The organism is Actinoplanes sp. NPDC021490, assembly GCF_055562135.1.
The window spans coordinates 92530-109343 of sequence record NZ_JBVHFW010000019.1 but is presented as its reverse complement, the minus strand read 5'-3'; the positions used below and the strand labels follow the sequence as shown (position 1 = coordinate 109343).

The 16814-nt window shown below is 69.5% G+C and carries 17 protein-coding genes; 9 read left to right on the top strand and 8 right to left on the bottom strand.

All coding sequences use genetic code 11. From position 1 onward, the window contains the following. Positions 1–19 precede the first annotated feature (19 nt). The 4 genes from ACZ3I4_RS37985 to ACZ3I4_RS37970 all read left to right on the top strand — a co-directional run bounded on the left by ACZ3I4_RS37985 (position 20) and on the right by ACZ3I4_RS37970 (position 5084). Positions 20–1819: a DEDD exonuclease domain-containing protein gene (locus ACZ3I4_RS37985; protein ID WP_465386950.1), complete on the top strand. Its 1800-nt coding sequence runs from the start codon at positions 20–22 to the stop codon at positions 1817–1819. 109 nt (positions 1820–1928) lie between these two features. Next, positions 1929–3719, top strand: coding sequence for a RelA/SpoT family protein (locus ACZ3I4_RS37980; RefSeq protein WP_465386949.1), 1791 nt, complete (start codon positions 1929–1931; stop codon positions 3717–3719). A gap of 82 nt (positions 3720–3801) precedes the next feature. Beyond that, on the top strand, positions 3802–4248 hold the full coding sequence (locus ACZ3I4_RS37975; RefSeq protein ID WP_465387061.1) for an NUDIX hydrolase: 447 nt from the start codon (positions 3802–3804) through the stop codon (positions 4246–4248). Further along, positions 4245–5084 carry a sugar phosphate nucleotidyltransferase gene (locus tag ACZ3I4_RS37970; RefSeq protein WP_465386948.1) on the top strand — a complete coding sequence of 280 codons (840 nt, stop codon included), beginning with the start codon at positions 4245–4247 and terminating at the stop codon, positions 5082–5084. Before ACZ3I4_RS37975 ends, ACZ3I4_RS37970 begins: the two co-directional genes overlap by 4 nt. A gap of 357 nt (positions 5085–5441) precedes the next feature. Here ACZ3I4_RS37970 and ACZ3I4_RS37965 read toward each other — a convergent pair whose 3' ends face one another. From ACZ3I4_RS37965 to ctaE, 5 genes are all read right to left on the bottom strand, one after another. After that, positions 5442–5729, bottom strand: coding sequence for an Lrp/AsnC family transcriptional regulator (locus ACZ3I4_RS37965; protein WP_465386947.1), 288 nt, complete (start codon positions 5727–5729; stop codon positions 5442–5444). 153 nt (positions 5730–5882) lie between these two features. Further along, positions 5883–7493: a cytochrome bc1 complex cytochrome b subunit gene (qcrB, locus tag ACZ3I4_RS37960; protein ID WP_465386946.1), complete on the bottom strand. Its 1611-nt coding sequence runs from the start codon at positions 7491–7493 to the stop codon at positions 5883–5885. Continuing rightward, positions 7490–8596: a cytochrome bc1 complex Rieske iron-sulfur subunit gene (gene qcrA, locus ACZ3I4_RS37955; protein WP_465386945.1), complete on the bottom strand. Its 1107-nt coding sequence runs from the start codon at positions 8594–8596 to the stop codon at positions 7490–7492. Before qcrA ends, qcrB begins: the two co-directional genes overlap by 4 nt. Further along, on the bottom strand, positions 8593–9441 hold the full coding sequence (gene qcrC, locus ACZ3I4_RS37950; RefSeq protein ID WP_465386944.1) for a cytochrome bc1 complex diheme cytochrome c subunit: 849 nt from the start codon (positions 9439–9441) through the stop codon (positions 8593–8595). The genes qcrA and qcrC overlap by 4 nt, the downstream gene beginning before the upstream one ends. Before the next feature lie 51 nt (positions 9442–9492). After that, positions 9493–10092, bottom strand: a complete 600-nt coding sequence (gene ctaE / locus ACZ3I4_RS37945; RefSeq protein WP_465386943.1) for an aa3-type cytochrome oxidase subunit III — start codon at positions 10090–10092, stop codon at positions 9493–9495. A gap of 107 nt (positions 10093–10199) precedes the next feature. On the opposite strand from ctaE, the gene ACZ3I4_RS37940 reads away from it, so the two are divergent. From ACZ3I4_RS37940 to trpD, 3 genes are read left to right on the top strand one after another with little or no spacing between them, the layout of a single operon-like run. Then, positions 10200–11195, top strand: a complete 996-nt coding sequence (locus ACZ3I4_RS37940; RefSeq protein WP_465386942.1) for a cytochrome c oxidase assembly protein — start codon at positions 10200–10202, stop codon at positions 11193–11195. Positions 11196–11245: 50 nt separating this feature from the next. After that, entirely contained in the window at positions 11246–11680 is a 435-nt protein-coding gene (locus ACZ3I4_RS37935) for a hypothetical protein (RefSeq protein ID WP_465386941.1), read from the top strand. 52 nt (positions 11681–11732) lie between these two features. Continuing rightward, positions 11733–12791: an anthranilate phosphoribosyltransferase gene (trpD, locus tag ACZ3I4_RS37930; RefSeq protein WP_465386940.1), complete on the top strand. Its 1059-nt coding sequence runs from the start codon at positions 11733–11735 to the stop codon at positions 12789–12791. Positions 12792–13393: 602 nt separating this feature from the next. Here trpD and ACZ3I4_RS37925 read toward each other — a convergent pair. Both ACZ3I4_RS37925 and ctaC read right to left on the bottom strand, forming a co-directional pair. Beyond that, positions 13394–13819, bottom strand: coding sequence for a cytochrome c oxidase subunit 4 (locus ACZ3I4_RS37925; protein ID WP_465386939.1), 426 nt, complete (start codon positions 13817–13819; stop codon positions 13394–13396). 7 nt (positions 13820–13826) lie between these two features. Next, positions 13827–14705, bottom strand: a complete 879-nt coding sequence (gene ctaC / locus ACZ3I4_RS37920; RefSeq protein WP_465387060.1) for an aa3-type cytochrome oxidase subunit II — start codon at positions 14703–14705, stop codon at positions 13827–13829. 250 nt (positions 14706–14955) lie between these two features. Between ctaC and ACZ3I4_RS37915 the strand changes: the two genes are divergently transcribed. Both ACZ3I4_RS37915 and ACZ3I4_RS37910 read left to right on the top strand, forming a co-directional pair. After that, complete coding sequence (locus tag ACZ3I4_RS37915; protein ID WP_465386938.1) at positions 14956–16101, top strand: cysteine desulfurase family protein; 1146 nt, start codon at positions 14956–14958, stop codon at positions 16099–16101. Then, positions 16098–16310 carry a sulfurtransferase TusA family protein gene (locus tag ACZ3I4_RS37910; RefSeq protein ID WP_465386937.1) on the top strand — a complete coding sequence of 71 codons (213 nt, stop codon included), beginning with the start codon at positions 16098–16100 and terminating at the stop codon, positions 16308–16310. Before ACZ3I4_RS37915 ends, ACZ3I4_RS37910 begins: the two co-directional genes overlap by 4 nt. On the opposite strand, the gene ACZ3I4_RS37905 is transcribed toward ACZ3I4_RS37910, so the two are convergent. Further along, positions 16307–16810 carry a P-loop nucleotide/nucleoside kinase family protein gene (locus tag ACZ3I4_RS37905; RefSeq protein WP_465386936.1) on the bottom strand — a complete coding sequence of 168 codons (504 nt, stop codon included), beginning with the start codon at positions 16808–16810 and terminating at the stop codon, positions 16307–16309. The two genes, ACZ3I4_RS37910 and ACZ3I4_RS37905, sit on opposite strands and share 4 nt — an antisense overlap. Positions 16811–16814: the final 4 nt, after the last annotated feature.

Below are 16814 nucleotides of genomic sequence, written 5' to 3'. Positions count from 1 at the left end.
CCTCTCTAATCTCCCCGCCGTGGCACAACCGGCATATGTCCAGGGCACTCTGGACACGCTTCTCACTGCTGACGGCTCGGTCGAACCGGCGGCGCTCTCCCTGTCCGACACCACTTTCGTGGTGCTCGACCTCGAGACGACCGGCGGCGCGGCCGACGGCGCCGGCATCACCGAGATCGGCGCGGTCAAGGTCCGCGGCGGGGTCGAGCTGGGCGTCTTCGCGACCCTGGTCAACCCGGGCGAGCGGCTGCCACCGTTCATCACCGTGCTGACCGGCATCACCGAGGCCATGCTGGCGCCGGCCCCGCCGATCGAGTCGGTGCTGCCCAGCCTGCTCGAGTTCCTGCGGGGCGCCGTGCTGGTGGCCCACAACGCGCCCTACGACGTGGGCTTTCTCAAGGCCGCCTGCGCCCGGCACGGCTATCCGTGGCCTAACCCGCGGGTGCTCGACACGGCCGCGGTCGCCCGGCGCGCGCTCACCCGCGACGAGGTGCCCAACCGCAAGCTCGGCACGCTCGCCCAGTTCTTCCACGCCACCGTCCAGCCGACCCACCGCGCGCTCGACGACGCCCGGGCCACGGTCGACGTGCTGCACGGCCTGATCGAGCGGCTGGGCAGCTTCCGGGTGCACACCCTGGGCGACGCGATCGAGTTCGCCAAGGCGGTCACCCCCACCCAGCGCCGCCAGCGTCACCTGGCCGACGGCCTGCCCCACGTCCCCGGGGTCTATGTGTTCCGCTCGGCCGACGACCGCGCTCTCTACGTCGGCAAATCAAAAGACATCGCCACCCGCGTACGCAGCTATTTCACCGCCAGCGAGAAGCGCGCGCGGATCTCCGAGATGCTGGGCGCCGCCACCCGGGTCGACGCGGTCGAGTGCGCTCACCCGCTCGAGGCCGAGGTCCGCGAGCTGCGGCTGATCGCGGCGCACTCCCCGCCGTACAACCGCCGCTCGAAATACCCGGAGCGCGTCGTCTGGCTCAAGCTCACCACCGAGGCCTATCCACGGCTGTCGGTGGTCCGCTCGCTGGTCGACGACGACGCGGCCTATCTGGGCCCGTTCTCGTCCCGCCGCACGGCCGAGCTGGCCGCGGCCGGGGTCTACGACGCCGTCCCGCTGCGCCAGTGCAGTCACAAGCTCTCGGTGCGCACCCCCTTCCCGGCCTGCGCGCTGGCCGAGCTGGGCCGGTGCCCCGCCCCGTGCGAGCACAAGATCACCCCGGAGGACTACGCGACCACCGCCGCGCTGCCGTTCCGCAGCGCCATCCACGGTGATCCGTCGCAGGTGGTCGACGCCCTGATGGACCGCATCGACGCGCTGTCCGACAAGCGGCGCTACGAGGAGGCCGCCGTCCTGCGCTCGCGGCTCATCGCGCTGCTGCGGGCCACCGTACGGATGCAGCGATTGTCCGCTTTGACCAGGCTCACGGAGATCGTCGCCGCCCGCCGTGACGGGATCGGCGGCTGGGAGATCTCGGTCGTCCGGCACGGACGGCTGGCCGCCGCGGCCACGTCGCCACCCCGCGAGCATCCCCGGCCGACCCTCGACGCGGTACGCCTGACGGCCGAGACGGTCCTACCGGGACCGGGCCCGGTGCCGGCCGCCTCGGCCGAGGAGACCGAGCGGATTCTGGCCTGGCTCGAGCAGCCCGACACCCGGCTGGTGGAAACTTCCGGCGACTGGGTGTCACCGGTTCGTGGCGCCGCGCGCTTCACCTCCCTGCTCAACAGGGCAGAAGCGGCAGCATCGGGCAAAGACTCGGCCGTTCGCTCATCCGTAACTGACCGTTCGGATGACGCTCGCTCGCTTAGGCTGTAAGGCAAGTGGAATCTCCGGCCTGGTTCGCGGGGCTTCACGACGATTTGGCCCTCGGCTCTCGCGGTCCCCCGCGCGCCAGTCCGGCGGCCCTGCGGTGAGGGGGTGTCCAGTGGACGTCGACGCCGGCCACGGCGCCGCCCTTGGACGTGCCCTGCCGACAACCGAACGCGACTTGTCGATCACCCAGCGGTTGCGCTCCTTCCTGAGCTTCAATGGCGACGACGACGATCCCGTCACCGTCCTCACCCGCACCCATCGGGCCGTGCACCCGTCGGCCGACGCGGGAGTCCTGCGGCGCAGCTACGCGATTGCCGAAAACATGCACCGCGGCCAGATGCGCAAGTCCGGCGAGCCGTACATCACTCATCCCCTCGCCGTCGCGCAGATCTGCGCCGAGCTCGGCATGGACACCACCACCCTGGTCGCCGCCCTGCTGCACGACACGGTGGAAGACACCAGCTACACGCTCGAGGCGCTGCACGGCGACTTCGGTCCCGAGGTGACCCACCTGGTCGACGGCGTGACCAAGTTCGACAAGGCGTTCTACGGCAAGGCGGCCGAGGCCGAGACCATCCGCAAGATGATCGTCGCCGCCGGCAAGGACGTCCGTGTCCTGGTCATCAAGCTGGCCGACCGGCTGCACAACATGCGCACGCTGGACGCCCGCTCCCCCGCCTCCCGCGCCCGCATCGCCACGGCCACCCTCGACGTGCTCGTCCCGCTCTGCGACCGGCTCGGCATCCAGGCCCTCAAGCGCGACCTCGACGACGTGGTGCTCTACCACCTCGAGCCCGATTCCTACACGCGGATCGACGAGCACGTGCGCAACCGTCCCGGATGGTCCGACTACCTCGACGACGTGAGCGGCAAGGCCCGCGCCGCGCTGCGTCGTCAGCGGGTGACGGCCGAGGTCACGCCTCGCCCGCGGCACTATTACTCGATCTGGAAGGACACCGTGGCCGGGGGCCACTCCGTCCCCTTCGACCTGCCCCGCATCGCGGTGGTGGTCGACGGCCCCGAGACCGACTGTTACGCCGCGCTCGGCGCGATCCACGGCCAGTGGCGCCCGGTGGCCGGCCGGTTCAAAGACTTCATCGCCTCGCCCAAGAACAACCTCTACCGCTCGCTGCACACGACGGTCACCGGGCCCGACGGGCGCCTGGTCGAGGTTCTGATCCGCACCCGGGCCATGCATCGCTACTCGGAATACGGCGTCGCCACGACGTATCGCTATCCGAAATACGCCGAGACCGCCGAGGCCTCGGGCGCCGACCAGCTGACCTGGCTCAAGCGGGTGCTCGACTGGCAGCAGGACACCACCGACGCCGCCCAGTTCCTGGCGTCGCTGCGGTGCGACCTGGCCGAGGCCCAGATCACGGTCTTCGCCCACGGGCACGCGTTCGAGCTGCCGAGCGGTTCCACACCGGTCGACCTGGCCTACGAGCTCAGCCCGCAGACCGGCGACCAGTGCCTCGCCGCCACGATCAACGGCCGGCTGGCCCCGCTCAGCTCGCAGCTGCGCGACGGCGACGTCGTCGAGATCTTCTCCGAGACCGATCATCATCTGGAGGTGGAGCCGAACGCTCCTCGCGGACCGCGTCGCGAGTGGCTCGGCTTCGTCAAATCGAGCCAGGCCCAGCTGCAGATCAACAAGTACTTCGACGAGAAGAACGAACCGGGCATCAGCATCGCCGACAAGGTTCGTCTGGGCCGCGCCACGATCGGGCTGACCCTGCGCAAGCACGACCGCGGCCTGGCCAGCGAGGTGCCGCTGCGCCGCCTGGCCGAGGAACTGGGCTATCCCGACCTCGAGACGATGCTGGTCGCGGTGTGTGAGCGCACCCTCGAGCCCGACATGGTCGTCGAGCAGTTGATCGCCCTCGTCGACCACCCTGACTAGCCGACGACCGGGCCCCGCTAGCCTTGCGGTTGTGAATATTCCTCGGCGCGTGCGGGCGTACGCATATCAGACGTTCTATCGCATGCCGAGTCCCGTGCGCCGCGCCGTGGCCAGCCTGGTCGCCCCGAAATACCTGGTCGGCGCGGTGGCGGTGATCCGCGACTCGGAAGCTCCCGAGCCCTCGCGACTGCTGCTGCTCCGCCAGCCGACCAAGCACGGCTGGAGCCTCCCGGCCGGCCTGCTCAAGCGTCACGAGCCCGCGGCCGAGGGCGCCGCCCGCGAGCTGTTCGAGGAGACCGGGGTCCGCGTCGACCCGTCCGACCTCACTCCCGGCAACCCGAACGCGATCATCCACCCGGTGGGAGTGGTCGACACCGTCTGGTTCGGATCGGTCCCGGCGTCCACCACGGAGCTGCGCGTCGACGGCGGCGAGATCCTCGAGGCGAACTGGTTTCCGGTCGACGACCTCCCCCGCCTCACCCGCAACACCGCCCAGCTGCTGGCCCGCTACGACATAGGCCGGTCGTGACGGGGGTCGGCGGAATCATTCTGGCCGCCGGCGAGGGCCGGCGGCTGCGCCCGCTGACCGAGTCGCTGCCCAAGGCGCTCTGCCCGGTCGGCAACGTGGCCCTGCTCGACCGCGCGCTGGCCCGGCTGGCCGGGCTGGGCCTGGCCGGTCCCGAGACGGTCGCGGTCAACGCCGCCTATCTCGCCGAGCAGGTCGTGCGGCACGTCGGCGACCGCGCCCACCTGTCGGTCGAGCCCGACGGCCCGGTCGGCACGTCGGGCGGCGTCGGCCGGCTCCGGGACTGGGCCGACGGCCGGGGCGTCCTGGTCGGGAACGCCGACGCCTACCTGGCCGATCCGGCCCGCGAGCCCGGCAAGGACATCGCAGCCCTGCTCGACGGCTGGTCCGGCGACACGGTCCGGATGCTCACCAAGCCCAACCCGCCCGGCGCGACCGGCGGCTTCAGCGGCCGCCGCTTCACCGGCTTCTCGCTGCTGCCCTGGCGCTACGTCCGCACCCTCTCGACCGAGCACGGCGATCTCGTACGCACGGTGTGGCGCCCTGCCGAGGCCGAGGGCGCGCTGGAACTGGTCAACTATGACGGCCTCTACATAGACACGGGCACGCCGGCCGACTATCTGAGAGCCAACCTGCACGCCGCGTACGGCGCCGCCCTGATCGACCCCACGGCGACGGTCACCGGGGCCGTCAGCGAGTCGGTGATCGGCCCGGGCGCCCGGATCGCGGGCACAGTCACCCGCTGCGTCATCTGGCCCGGCGCCGAGGTGCTCGCCGCCGAGTCACTGGCCGACGTCATCCGCGCACCAGGTCCCCTGACGATCCCGGCCGCCGGATAACGAGTCCGCCCCGTCGGCCCCCGCCTCGCGAGCAGCGAAGTCGACGGCCCACGAGCCCCGTCACCCACACCGCGAGCAGCGAAGGCCAGCGGCCCGCCAACTCCGTCACCTGCCCCGCCTCAGCGAAGGTCGACGCCCCACGAGCCCCGTCACCCGCACCGCGAGCAGCGAAGGCCAGCGGCCCACCAACTCCGTCACCTGCCCCGCCTCAGCGAAGGCCGGCGGCACACCAGCTCCGTTGCCGCCCGCGAGCGGCAACTGCCAACGCCGGTGAGCCCGGCCCGATCGAGGACGTCGGCGGCGGCCGGCAGCCCCGTCCGCGCCACCCTGCCGGCCGGCAGCCGGCCGGCGAGCGTGTCAGTCGGCGCCGGGGAGGCCGATGGCGAACGCGTCCTCCAGGTCGTGCTTGGAGTAGGCGCGGAAGGCGATGTGCGACTCGGTGTTGAGGACGCCCGCGGTCTTGGAGATCTTGCCCGCGATGACCTCGGCGATGTCCTCGAACTTGGCGACCCGGACGATCGCGATCAGGTCGACGTTGCCGGCCACCGAATAGACCTCGCTCACCCCGTCCAGAGCGGCGAGAGCCTCCGCGACCTCGGGAATGGAGTCGGTAGCGCAGTCGATGTGCACGATCGCGGTGTTCACCGGCGAGCTCCTCAGCTGGGAGGACGGATGGTCGCGACCATGCTATCCGCAGCCGGTCACACCGCACCGGATCGCCCGGGGGCCGGCGCTGACCAAGTAGCCCGGCGACGAGAAAGGGGCCCGCCGAAGCGGGCCCCTTTTGATGCTCGTTGCTTACCGGCGACCGGAAGTGATCTCTTCGCGGTCGTCGCCGGTGACCGGCGGCATTCCGGGCGAGACCGGGGCCTCGGACGGCTTCTCGACCGGGAAGAAGAAGCCCTTCACGGCCGGAGCCAGAGCGCCGACGCGGTTCATCTTCTTCGGGACGACCCAGCCGCCGTACTCCAGCGGGATGGGGTGGCCGTGATCGTCGACCGGGCCGAGCGGCTGGTGCACCTCGACGAACTGGCCGTTGGGGAGGCGCTTGATGATGCCGGTCTCGACGCCGTGCGCCAGCACCTCACGGTCGTGCTGCTGGAGACCCAGGCAGATGCGGATCGAGATGAAGTACGCCAGCGGCGGCAGGACGATCAATCCGATACGGCCGGCCCAGGTCATCGCGTTCAGGCTGATGTGGAACTTGTCGGCGATGACGTCGTTGGCGCCGGAGAGGGTGGCCACGATGAAGAACGTGAACGCCATCGCGCCGATGCCGACGCGCTCCGGGTTGTCGCGCGGGCGCTCCAGCAGGTTGTGGATCCCCTTGTCGCCGCTCTTGCGGGCCTCGATCCACGGCCAGAACATCGGGCCCGTGGTGAGGGCGCCCAGGCCGACCACGGCCGGCCAGAACAGCGGCGGGATGCTGTAGTCGCCGATGTAGATCTGCCAGTTCGGCATGAGCCGGACCAGGCCGTCCATGAACATGACGTACCAGTCGGGCTGCGAGGCCGAGGACACCTCGGACGCGCGGTACGGGCCGAAGAGCCAGATCGGGTTGATCTGGAACAAGCCGGCCATCAGCGCCACCGTGCCGAAGACGGCCATGAAGAAGCCGCCCTGCTTGAGCGCGTACCGCGGGAACATGCGCTCGCCGACCACGTTGGTGTTCGTGCGCATCGGGCCGGGCCACTGGGTGTGCTTCTGCTTGAAGACCAGGCCCAGGTGGACGCTGATCAGCGCGAGCAGACCGCCCGGGATGAGCAGCACGTGCGCGATGTAGAACCGGCCCATGATCAGGTGACCCGGGAACTCGCCGCCGAAGATGGAGGCGGAGACCCAGGTGCCGACGACCGGGATCGACAGCATGATCGCCGAGGCGATGCGAAGACCCGTGCCGGAGAGGCCGTCGTCGGGGAGCGAGTAACCGGTGAAGCCGGCCAGGAAGCCGAGCAGGAACAGCGCGACGCCGATCGCCCAGTTCGCCTCGCGCGGCTTCCGGTATGCGCCGGTGAAGAAGATGCGCGCCATGTGCACGACGATCGACGCCATGAACAGCAGCGCCGCCCAGTGGTGCATCTGGCGCATGAACAGACCACCGCGCACCTCGAACGAGAGGTGCAGCGACGACGCGTACGCCTGGGACATCTCCGTGCCGCGCAGAGCCGGGTAGGCGCCCTCGTAGGCGGTCTCCGACATCGACGGGTCGTAGAACAGCGTCAGGAAGACACCGGTCAGCAGCAGGATGATGAACGAGAAGAGCGCGATCTCACCGAGCAGGAACGACCAGTGGTCAGGGAAAACCTTGTTGAGCAGGGCTCGCAGCGGGGTCGCCGCCTGGAACCGCTCGTCGACGCCCTTGGCTGCGGTGACAGGCGCCTGTTGGAGGTCTACTTTACGGCGCTTCACGGCCGCTCCCAGAAGTCAGGTCCGACGGTGTCCTTGTAGTCGGACGTTGCCACGAAGAAGCCTTCCTCGTCCACTCCCAGCGGCAGCATCGGCAGCCGCCGGGTGGCGGGACCGAAGATCGGCTGGGCGTTCCGGGTGATGAGGAACTGCGACTGGTGGCAGGGGCACAGCAGACGGTTCGTCTGCTGTTCGTAAAGGCTAGCCGGGCAACCGGCGTGCGTGCAGATCTTGGAGTACGCCACGTAGTCGCCCCACATCGACCCCTTGTTACGGCGGTCGGCCTCGGCCGCCTCACGGGTCTTCTGCGCGTCGTCGGCCCGCAGGTGGATCAGCAGGGTCGGCGAGTCGGCGTACTCGTTGGTCGCGCCGTGCGGGATGCCGGGGAAGACCGTCATCTGGCCGCCCGTGCTGACGTCCTCGGGACGGATCGGCGTGCCGTCCTCGCGGGTGAGCCGCACCGGGTTGCCGCCGTTCTTGCCCGGGTTGAACCCGGTGGTGTACATGATCGGCAGGTCGTCCTTGTGCGGGTTCTCGATCAGGCCACCGATCAGCGGCGCCGCGGCGACCAGGCCGATCGGCGCCAGACCGAAACCGATCGCGCCCTTGAGCAGCGGGCGGCGCTGGACGCCGGTGCCGATCTCGTCGGCGACGAACATCATCGTCTGACCGGTGATCTTCTGCTCGTCGCTCGGCGACGCGCCGTCGTGCCGGGCCTGGATCGACACCTCGTGCGGCAGCAGCTTCTTGGCCCAGGCCAGGATCGCGAAGCCGACCGCGAACAGCGAGATGCCGAGCGTGATGCCGAGCAGCGGGGTGAAGTAGTCGCCCATCGTGTGGCCGAGCTGGAACCGCCACGGCCACCAGATGTAGAAGCCGAGGAAGGCCAGCGCGGCCAGGCCGGCGATGATGAACAGGAAGGAGATGTTGCGGACGACCCGCTTCTCGGCCTTCGAATTGGTGCCCTGGAACTGCGACTCGTACGTGACGATCTCGATCTCGTCGCGGCGCAGGCCCTCTTTGACGATGTCGAGACGCGTCAGCTTCGGGTCGTCGACGTCGACCGGCTTGGTCGCACCGGGCGTGTCGTGGTGCAGCGTGGTCATGACTTCCCCGCAATCCACAGCGACGTGAAGACCAGGATCGTGATGCCGACGAAGAAGATCGCGAGACCCTCGGTCGACGGCCCGTACCGGCCCAGGTTGAACAGACCGCCCGGGTCCTTGTCCTCCTGGAGCTGCAGGGTGATGTAGGTGATGATCTCGCGCTTCTCTTCCGGCGTGAGCTGGTTGTCACCGAACACCGGCATGTTCTGCGGGCCGCTCAGCATGGCCGCGTAGATCGTCTCGGGGGTGGCGTCGTGCAGGGCCGGGGCGAACTTGCCCGACGAGAGCGCGCCGCCGGCGCCGCCGAAGCTGTGGCACGAGGTGCAGTTGACCCGGAACAGCTCGCCGCCGCGGGCGATCGCCTCGGGGTTCTTGTCGAGGTTCTCGACCAGCTCGCCGGTGGGCAGCTGAGGGCCTCCACCGAGCTCCTGGATGTACTGAGCGAGCTGCTTGGTCTCGTTCTTGTCGAACTGCGGCTTCTTCTCCTCGGCCTGAGCCTCCTGGCGGGTCATCGGCATGCGGCCGGTGCCCACCTGGAACTCGACCGACGCCGCGCCGACGCCGATCAGGCTCGGACCGCGGTCCTGGACACCCTGGCCGTCGCGCCCGTGGCAGGTGATGCAGCTGTTGTCGTACAGCTGCTTGCCCTCTTGAGCCGTGGCCGACAGCTGCCGGGGTTCGTCGGCGAACGCGCCCGGCGCGAACGCGGTGTATACGCCGCCGGCCAGCGCGAGCGCGGCGACCATGCGCACGGCCGCCCCGAGGCGCCGCCGAGTCTTACTCGGCGCGCCACGCCGCCGGGAGAACACCCGGAGGCGCCGGCCCGCGGGGGTGTCTGAAGTCATGGGTTGTATCCCTCTGCGTTTTGACCAGAAGCTCATGAAGGGCGTGCGGCTCTACTGCAGCCAATAGATCATGGCGAACAGCGCGATCCACACGATGTCCACGAAGTGCCAGTAGTACGACACGACGATCGCCGAGGTGGCCTGCGCCGGGGTGAACCTACCCATCGTCGTACGGATCATGTAGACGATGAAGGCGATCAGGCCGCCGGTGACGTGCAGACCGTGGAAGCCCGTGGTCAGGTAGAACATCGAGCCGAAACCGTCGCCGTTGAGCTTGATGCCCTCGTGGACGAGGTTGCGGTACTCGTTCGCCTGGCCGAGCACGAAGATCAGGCCCATCACGAAGGTGATCGTGAACCAGCGCCGCAGCGCGAACACATCACCCTTCTCCGCCGCGAACACGCCGAGCTGGCACGTGACCGAGGAAAGCACCAGGATCACCGTGAACGTCGTCGCGTACGGGATCTCGAGATGCCGGGTGTGCTCCTCCCACTGCTCGGGCGCCGCCGCGCGGATCGAGAAGTACATCGCGAACAGTGCCGCGAAGAACATGAGCTCGCTGGAGAGCCACACGATCGTGCCGACGCTCACCATGTTGGGTCGCGTCAGCGAGTGGATCCTGCTCTTGTCGATGGCTGAGGCCGCTGTCACGGGCTCATTATTGCTCCGCGATCAGTCCAACGTGCTGCGGGGGGTCGAATTCAGTCATGAGTTGCAGCCCGGAAAGACAGGCACCGACCGGATAGGCCTAGCCTCGAGTGGTGCACCTAGCAGAAACGACCACACTCGCCGCTCCGAGCGGGGAGAATGTTCTTCCGCAGTTCACACCGGCCGCGATCTTCACCGAGATCCACCTCGGCAGCCTCGTGGCGCTGTTCCTGGTGGTGGCCGCGGCGCTGTACGGCTATGGCGTCTATCGGCTCCGGCAGCGGGGCGACCACTGGCCGGTGGGCCGCACGGTGGCGTTCGTCGCCGGTGGACTCGGCTCGATCGCGGCGGTGACCGTCACCGGCATCGAGGCGTACGACACCACGCTGATCTCGGTGCACATGGTCCAGCACATGATGCTGTCGATGGTCGGGCCGATCTTTCTGGCGCTGGGCGCGCCGGTGACGCTGGCCCTGCGTACGGTGCCCGCCCCGGCCCGCAAGACCCTGCTCGCGGTCCTGCACAGCCGGGTCGCCCGCGTGCTGACGTTCCCGCTGGTCGCGTTCGGAATCTTCGTGGCCAACCCGTTCGTCCTCTACTTCACCGACCTTTATCGGCAGACGCTGCTGCACCCCTTGCTGCACGAGTTCATCCACGTGCACTTCATCATCACCGGCTGCCTGTTCTTCTGGCCGCTGCTGGGCCTGGACCCGCTGCCCAACCGCTGGCCCTACCCGGGCCGCGCGCTGCTGATGGTGCTGTCGGTGCCGTTCCACACGGTGCTCGGCCTGACCATCATGCAGAGCAAGACGCTGCTGGCCGGCGACTACTACCCGAGCCTGGGTCTGAGCTGGCTCGATCCGGCCGCCGACCAGGTCACCGCCGGGGGCATCCTGTGGGCCGGCGGTGAGATCGTCAGCGTCACCATGCTCGGCATCCTGGTGATGCAGTGGGTGCGCCAGTCCGAGCGGGAGGCCCGCCGCATCGACCGCGCGCTGGACCGCCAGGAGGCGGAGGACGCCGCCGAGCAGGCCCGCCAGGATGCCGCCAAGATCACAAACGGGGCCCCGGCCGACACCCGGGCCCCGGGGTCCGACGCGTTGTAAACCGGTCCGTTACGATCGGCGGGCACCTACGACGTGAACCGGGGCACACTATGAGCGACGAACCGACTCAGTACACGGTCCTGCTGTACAGCGACGATGCCGCCGTGCGCGACCGCATCCGGATGGCGATCGGGGTGCGTCCCGCGGCCGATCTCAAGGTCGAGTTCGCCGACGCCGCGACCTGGGAAGACTGCCGCAACCTGCTCGACAAGTACGAGATCGATCTGATGGTGCTCGACGGCGAGGCCTCCCCCGCGGGCGGCATCGGCATCGCCCGGCAGACCAAGGACGAATACGCGACGCCTCCGCCGGTCTGCGTGGTCATCGCCCGCGCCGCCGACCGCTGGCTCGCGGCCTACGCCCAGGTCGACCAGACCCTGGTCGCGCCGCTCGACCCGGTCACCACCGGCCGCACGATCGCCGCCATGCTCCGCGCCCGCCGCAACGGCTCCGTGCCGCTGGGCACGATGGGCACGCTCGGCTGACCTCGGCCGCCGCGAACTCCCCCCGCGAATCCCCGACCCCGGAGGCCCCGTCATGGGCGCACGCACCTGGCCGAACCTGACGAGCGCCCTGCTGCGGGGCGAGGAGCTGGGGACCGCCGACACCGCCTGGGCCATGGGCGAGATCATGGCCGGCAACGCCACGCCGGCCCAGATCGCCGGGTTCGCGATCGCGCTGCGGGCCAAGGGTGAGACCCCGGGCGAGCTGGCCGGCCTGGTCGAGGCCATGCTGGCCAATGCGACCCTGGTCGAGCTGCCCGAGTCCGTACGCACCGACGCGGTCGACGTGGTCGGCACCGGCGGCGACCGGGCCAACACCGTGAACATCTCGACGATGGCGGCGATCATCACGGCCGCCGCCGGTGTGACGGTGGTCAAGCACGGCAACCGCTCGGCCTCGTCGACGACCGGCACGGCCGACCTCCTCGAGCACTTCGGCATCCCGCTCGACCTCGGCCCCGAGGGCGTGGTCAGCACGGTGACCAGCGCCGGCATGGGCTTCTGCTTCGCCGCGCGCTACCACCCGGGCATGCGGCACGCCTCGGTCACGCGGCGCGAGCTGGGCGTCCCCACGTTCTTCAACGTGCTGGGACCGCTGACCAACCCGGCCCGTCCGACCGCGGCCGCGGTGGGCTGTTTCGACGCGCGCATGGCCCCGGTGATGGCCGCCGTGTTCGCCCGGCGCGGCGACTCGGCGCTGGTGATGCGGGGCGAGGACGGTCTCGACGAGTTCACCACCTCCGCGCCCACCCGCCTGTGGCAGGCCAAGGACGGCAAGGTCGAGGAGCACCTGATCGACTCGGTCGAGCTGGGCCTGCCGCGCAGTCAGCCGGCCGACCTGCGGGGCGGGGACGCCGCGTTCAACGCCGACGTGGCCACCCGGACCTTCGCCGGTGAGCCCGGCCCGGTGCGTGACGCGGTCGTTCTCAACACGGCGGCTGCCCTGGCAGCTCACGGTGGCTTCCCCGGCGACCTGAGAGACACGCTGCGGGCCGGAATCGCCCGGGCCCAGGAAACGATCGACTCCGGGGCTGCGACGGCTCAGCTCGCACGCTGGGTCGATGCGGCGCAGAAGGCCAAGGCCGCCGAGTAGCGGATCCGACCAATTTCACAGCGGACACGCCGCTGCCAATGCTCCAGAATGCCGGATTTACGTGGCAACGTCGGAATCAGTTTCGGGTAATCCACCTTCCGGCGAAGAGGAGCCACCCGTGTCGGATCACGAACCCCGCTGCGTCATCTGTGACAGCGACATGCTGTTCGAGGTGCCGGCCACCCAAACCGGCCAGATCGAGGAACTAGTCTGCCGCCGCTGCGGAGCCGCCGAGGTAGTAACCCCCGTAGTAGCCCACCTCTGGCCCCACACAACCCCAAGCCCCCTCGCCCTACCCCACCAGCGAAGAGCAGCCTAAAACCAACAAGGTGGCCCGCGCCCACAGGTAGGGCGCGGGCCACCTCCACAAATCCTGATCCCCCAGCCACAAACCACTTACTGTGCGAGATCACGTATCCAGTGAACTGCCGGGCCGAGCGCCGTCAATGAGATGAGCCCGGTTTTCCGACGCCGTCGCTCTTTGCGGCGTTGGAAAACCGGGCTCATCTCATTGACGTAAAAGGCGCTCGGCCCACGCGTCGCGAAGCGGCACCATTAGGCTCAGCTAACTAATCCTGAGCCGGACCGCAGCCCTCTCGTGCCTAATGCTCAGCGGGATGCCGAGTCCCCGTGTAGTACTCAAAGATCATTGAGCAGGACGAGAAAATAACCAGCACCAGCCCCAGAGCCAGCAACCACCACTGCCAGAACACCAGCCCAAGCCCAGCAATAGTGGCCGACAGCGCAATCCCGAACGGCCAGTAACTACCCGGGCTGAAGAAGCCGATCTCACCGGCGCCTTCGGCGATCTCCCCGTCCTCCCGGTCTTCCGGGCGCAGGTCGATGCGCCGGGCGACGAACCAGAAGAAGCCGCCGCACATCGAGCAGAGCAGGCCGGACAGGATCAGCGCGACCGTGCCCACCCACTCGACGTGGGTGCCGGTGCCCCGGGTGTAGAAGCCGTAGACGATGGCCGCTCCGAAGAGGAAGGCGGCGACGCCGACGAAGATCTTGTATTCGGTACGCACGCTGTCCCTACTTCCCGGCCGTCGCGGCGGCACCGGCGGGCGCCGCCACGGCGCCGCGCTGGTTCCAGCCGTTCTTCTGGCGCCGCGTGTCGAACGGCTCGGTCGTCGTCGCGTACATCTTGTCTCCGGTGAAGCCGATCGCGGCCATCGCCTCCTGCGTGGAGGATCCGTCGCGCTTGGCCGCCAGGAACTGGTCGAACCGCTCGGGCGAGACCACGACGAGCTCGAAGTTCATGAAGGCGTGGTAGGTGCCACAGAGCTCGGCGCAGCGGCCGACGTAGCGGCCTTCCTTGTCGAGAGTGATCTCGAAGGTGTTGCGCACGTTGCCCGGGAACACATCCCGCTTGAACAGGATCTCGGGCACCCAGAACGAGTGGATCACGTCCCGGCTGGTCTCCTCGAACCGGATCTTCTCGTTCGTCGGCAGGACCAGGATCGGGATGACGTCGGACGAGCCGACCGTCGAGGCCACCGTGTTGGCCTCTTCACCGATGCCGTCGCGGTAGTTGAACTGCCAGTTCCACTTGAACGCGACAACCTCGACGACCTGGTCGGGGTTCTTCGACAGCTTGTCCACGTCGGTCTGCACGATCGCCGTGTAGTAGAAGAGGATCGCCACGATCAGCACCGGGGTGACCGTGTAGAGAACCTCCATCGGCATGTTGAACCGGGTCTGCACGGGCAGCTCGTCGCCGCGCTTGCGATACCGGATGATGCACCAGAAGATCAGGCCCCACACGAAGACGCCGACGATCAGCGCTGCGATCACCGAGGCGATCCACAGGTCGTACATCTTGTGCGCCTGCAGGGTGATGCCCTTGCCGGGCCATCCGAAGTGGCCGAAGGCGTCGCCGACGCCCTCAAGCGAACAACCCGAGAGCAGCATCAGCAGCGCCGTGCCGCTGAGACCGAGCCCGGCGATCCGGACTGCAGCTCGCGACCGCGCGGCCGGACTCTTTGCGCTCACCTGCTTTTGCCTCCTTAGCAGCGCCGCCTCCCGCCCGAAACGGACACGAGTGGCCAGGCGTTACCGACGGTCGCACATTACTCGACCAGGCCCTGACACACCTTTGCGGGGGTCCGATCTTCGACCGTGCGCGTATACCCCTCAACAATGGGACGATACCGTTCCTGGGGTGGAATACACGGGCGATCCCGCTGGTCCGGCCGCATACCTTGACGCGGCGACCGCGAGTCCACTGCATCCGGTGGCCCGCGAGGCGCTTCTGGCCGCGCTGACCGACGGCTGGGCCGACCCCGCCCGCCTCTATTCGGCGGGCCGGCGGGCCCAGCAGCTTTCCGACGCGGCCCGGGCCGTTGTCGCCGAGATCCTGGCCGTACGCCCCGACGAGGTCTCCTTCTGGTCGTCCGGCACGGCCGCCGCGCAGGCCGCCGTGCTCGGGGCGCTGGCCGGACGGACCCGCCAGGGCGACACGCTGGTGCATTCGGCGATCGAGCACTCCGCCGTGCTGCACGCGGCCGCCCGGGGCAAGGCCGTCGAGGTCGGCGTGGACCGCCAGGGCCGCCTAGACCTGGACGCCTGGGACCGGGCCGTGTCCGCGCCCGGGGTGGCCGTCGCGTCGCTGATCAGCGCGAGCCATGAGGTCGGCACGGTGCAGCCGGTCGCGGCCGCGGCCGAATACTGCTCCGAGGCCGGCGTGCCGCTCTTTGTCGACGCCGCGCAGTCGGTGGGCCGGACCGCGGTGCCGACCGGCTGGTCGCTGCTGAGCGCGAGCGCGCACAAGTGGGGCGGCCCGCCCGGCGTGGGGGTGCTGGTGGTCCGCAAGGGTGTGCGCTGGATCTCCCCGTACCCGCAGGATGATCTTTATCGCCCTCAGCCGCCCGGAAGCGCCGACCTGCCCGCGGTGGTCGCCGCCGCGGCGAGCCTGCGCGCCGTCCAGGCCGAGGCCCAGACCGAGGCCGTACGCCTGAGCGCGCTGGTCGACCGCATCCGCGAGCGCGTGCCGGCGCTGGTGCCGGACGTCGAGGTGGTGGGCGACCCCGATCAGCGCCTGCCGCATCTGGTCACGTTCTCGTGCCTGTACGTGGACGGGGAGGCGCTACTGCACGCGCTGGACCGGGCCGGTTTCGCGGTCTCGTCCGGCTCGTCCTGCACGGCGTCGACGCTGCGGCCCAGCCACGTGCTCGAGGCGATGGGCGTGCTCAGCCACGGCAACGTGCGGGTCTCGCTGCACCGCGGCACGACCGAGTCCGACGTCGAGCGGTTCCTGGCCGTGCTGCCGGGCCTGGTCGAGGGCATCCGGCGGGAGGCGGGACTGTGATCGAGCTGGACTGCCTGGGCCAGAAGTGCCCGCTGCCGGTGATCCGGCTGGCCCAGAACATCGGCCGGGCCGAGGTCGGCGGGGTCGTACGGGTGCTGGCCGACGACCCCGCCGCCGCGAACGACATCCCGGCCTGGTGCCGCATGAAGAAGCACGAGTTTCTGGGTTCGCCGGCCGAGAACGCCTTCGAGGTGCGGCGGCTCAGCTAGGACCTCAGATATTCGACGACCGGCCCGACCGGCTCCTTGGCCAGGCTGGTGTCGACGACCAGGCGCGGGCCCAGGTACGGCTCGTATTCCGCCTGGCGCTCCAGCACCCGCACCCAGTCGGGCACGCCGTCGTGGTCGCGGGCCGCGTAGCGCTTCTCGACGCGGCGCCGGTGCTCGGTGTCGTCGCCGCACACCACCTCGACCACCCGCAGCGGCACGCCGGCCCGCTCGGCGGCGTCGATCCAGAGCTGGCGGGCCGCCCGGACCGGGCTCACCGCGTCGATGATCACCGAGTGGCCGATGCCCAGCTGCACCTCGGCCAGCGCGGCCACCGCCCCGTACGCGGCGAACCCGGGCCTTGGCTCGACCACCTCGTAGCGCTGGAGCGCGAAGTCGACGGTGTCGACGGCGAGCACGCACGCGGGCAGCTCCGTCGCCACCCCCGCGGCGAGCGTGCTCTTCCCGACACCGGGCAGACCGGCGAAGACCGCTAAGACCATGACC

Excerpts from the sequence above, each read along its gene's own strand:
- ACZ3I4_RS37975 (WP_465387061.1), top strand. The coding sequence starts at position 3,802 with ATGCCGAGTCCCGTGCGCCGCGCCGTGGCCAGCCTGGTCGCCCCGAAA.
- qcrA (WP_465386945.1), bottom strand. The coding sequence starts at position 8,596 with ATGACCACGCTGCACCACGACACGCCCGGTGCGACCAAGCCGGTCGAC.
- qcrC (WP_465386944.1), bottom strand. The coding sequence starts at position 9,441 with ATGACTTCAGACACCCCCGCGGGCCGGCGCCTCCGGGTGTTCTCCCGG.
- ACZ3I4_RS37935 (WP_465386941.1), top strand. The coding sequence starts at position 11,246 with ATGAGCGACGAACCGACTCAGTACACGGTCCTGCTGTACAGCGACGAT.
- trpD (WP_465386940.1), top strand. The coding sequence starts at position 11,733 with ATGGGCGCACGCACCTGGCCGAACCTGACGAGCGCCCTGCTGCGGGGC.
- ctaC (WP_465387060.1), bottom strand. The coding sequence starts at position 14,705 with ATGCTGCTCTCGGGTTGTTCGCTTGAGGGCGTCGGCGACGCCTTCGGC.
- ACZ3I4_RS37905 (WP_465386936.1), bottom strand. The coding sequence starts at position 16,810 with ATGGTCTTAGCGGTCTTCGCCGGTCTGCCCGGTGTCGGGAAGAGCACG.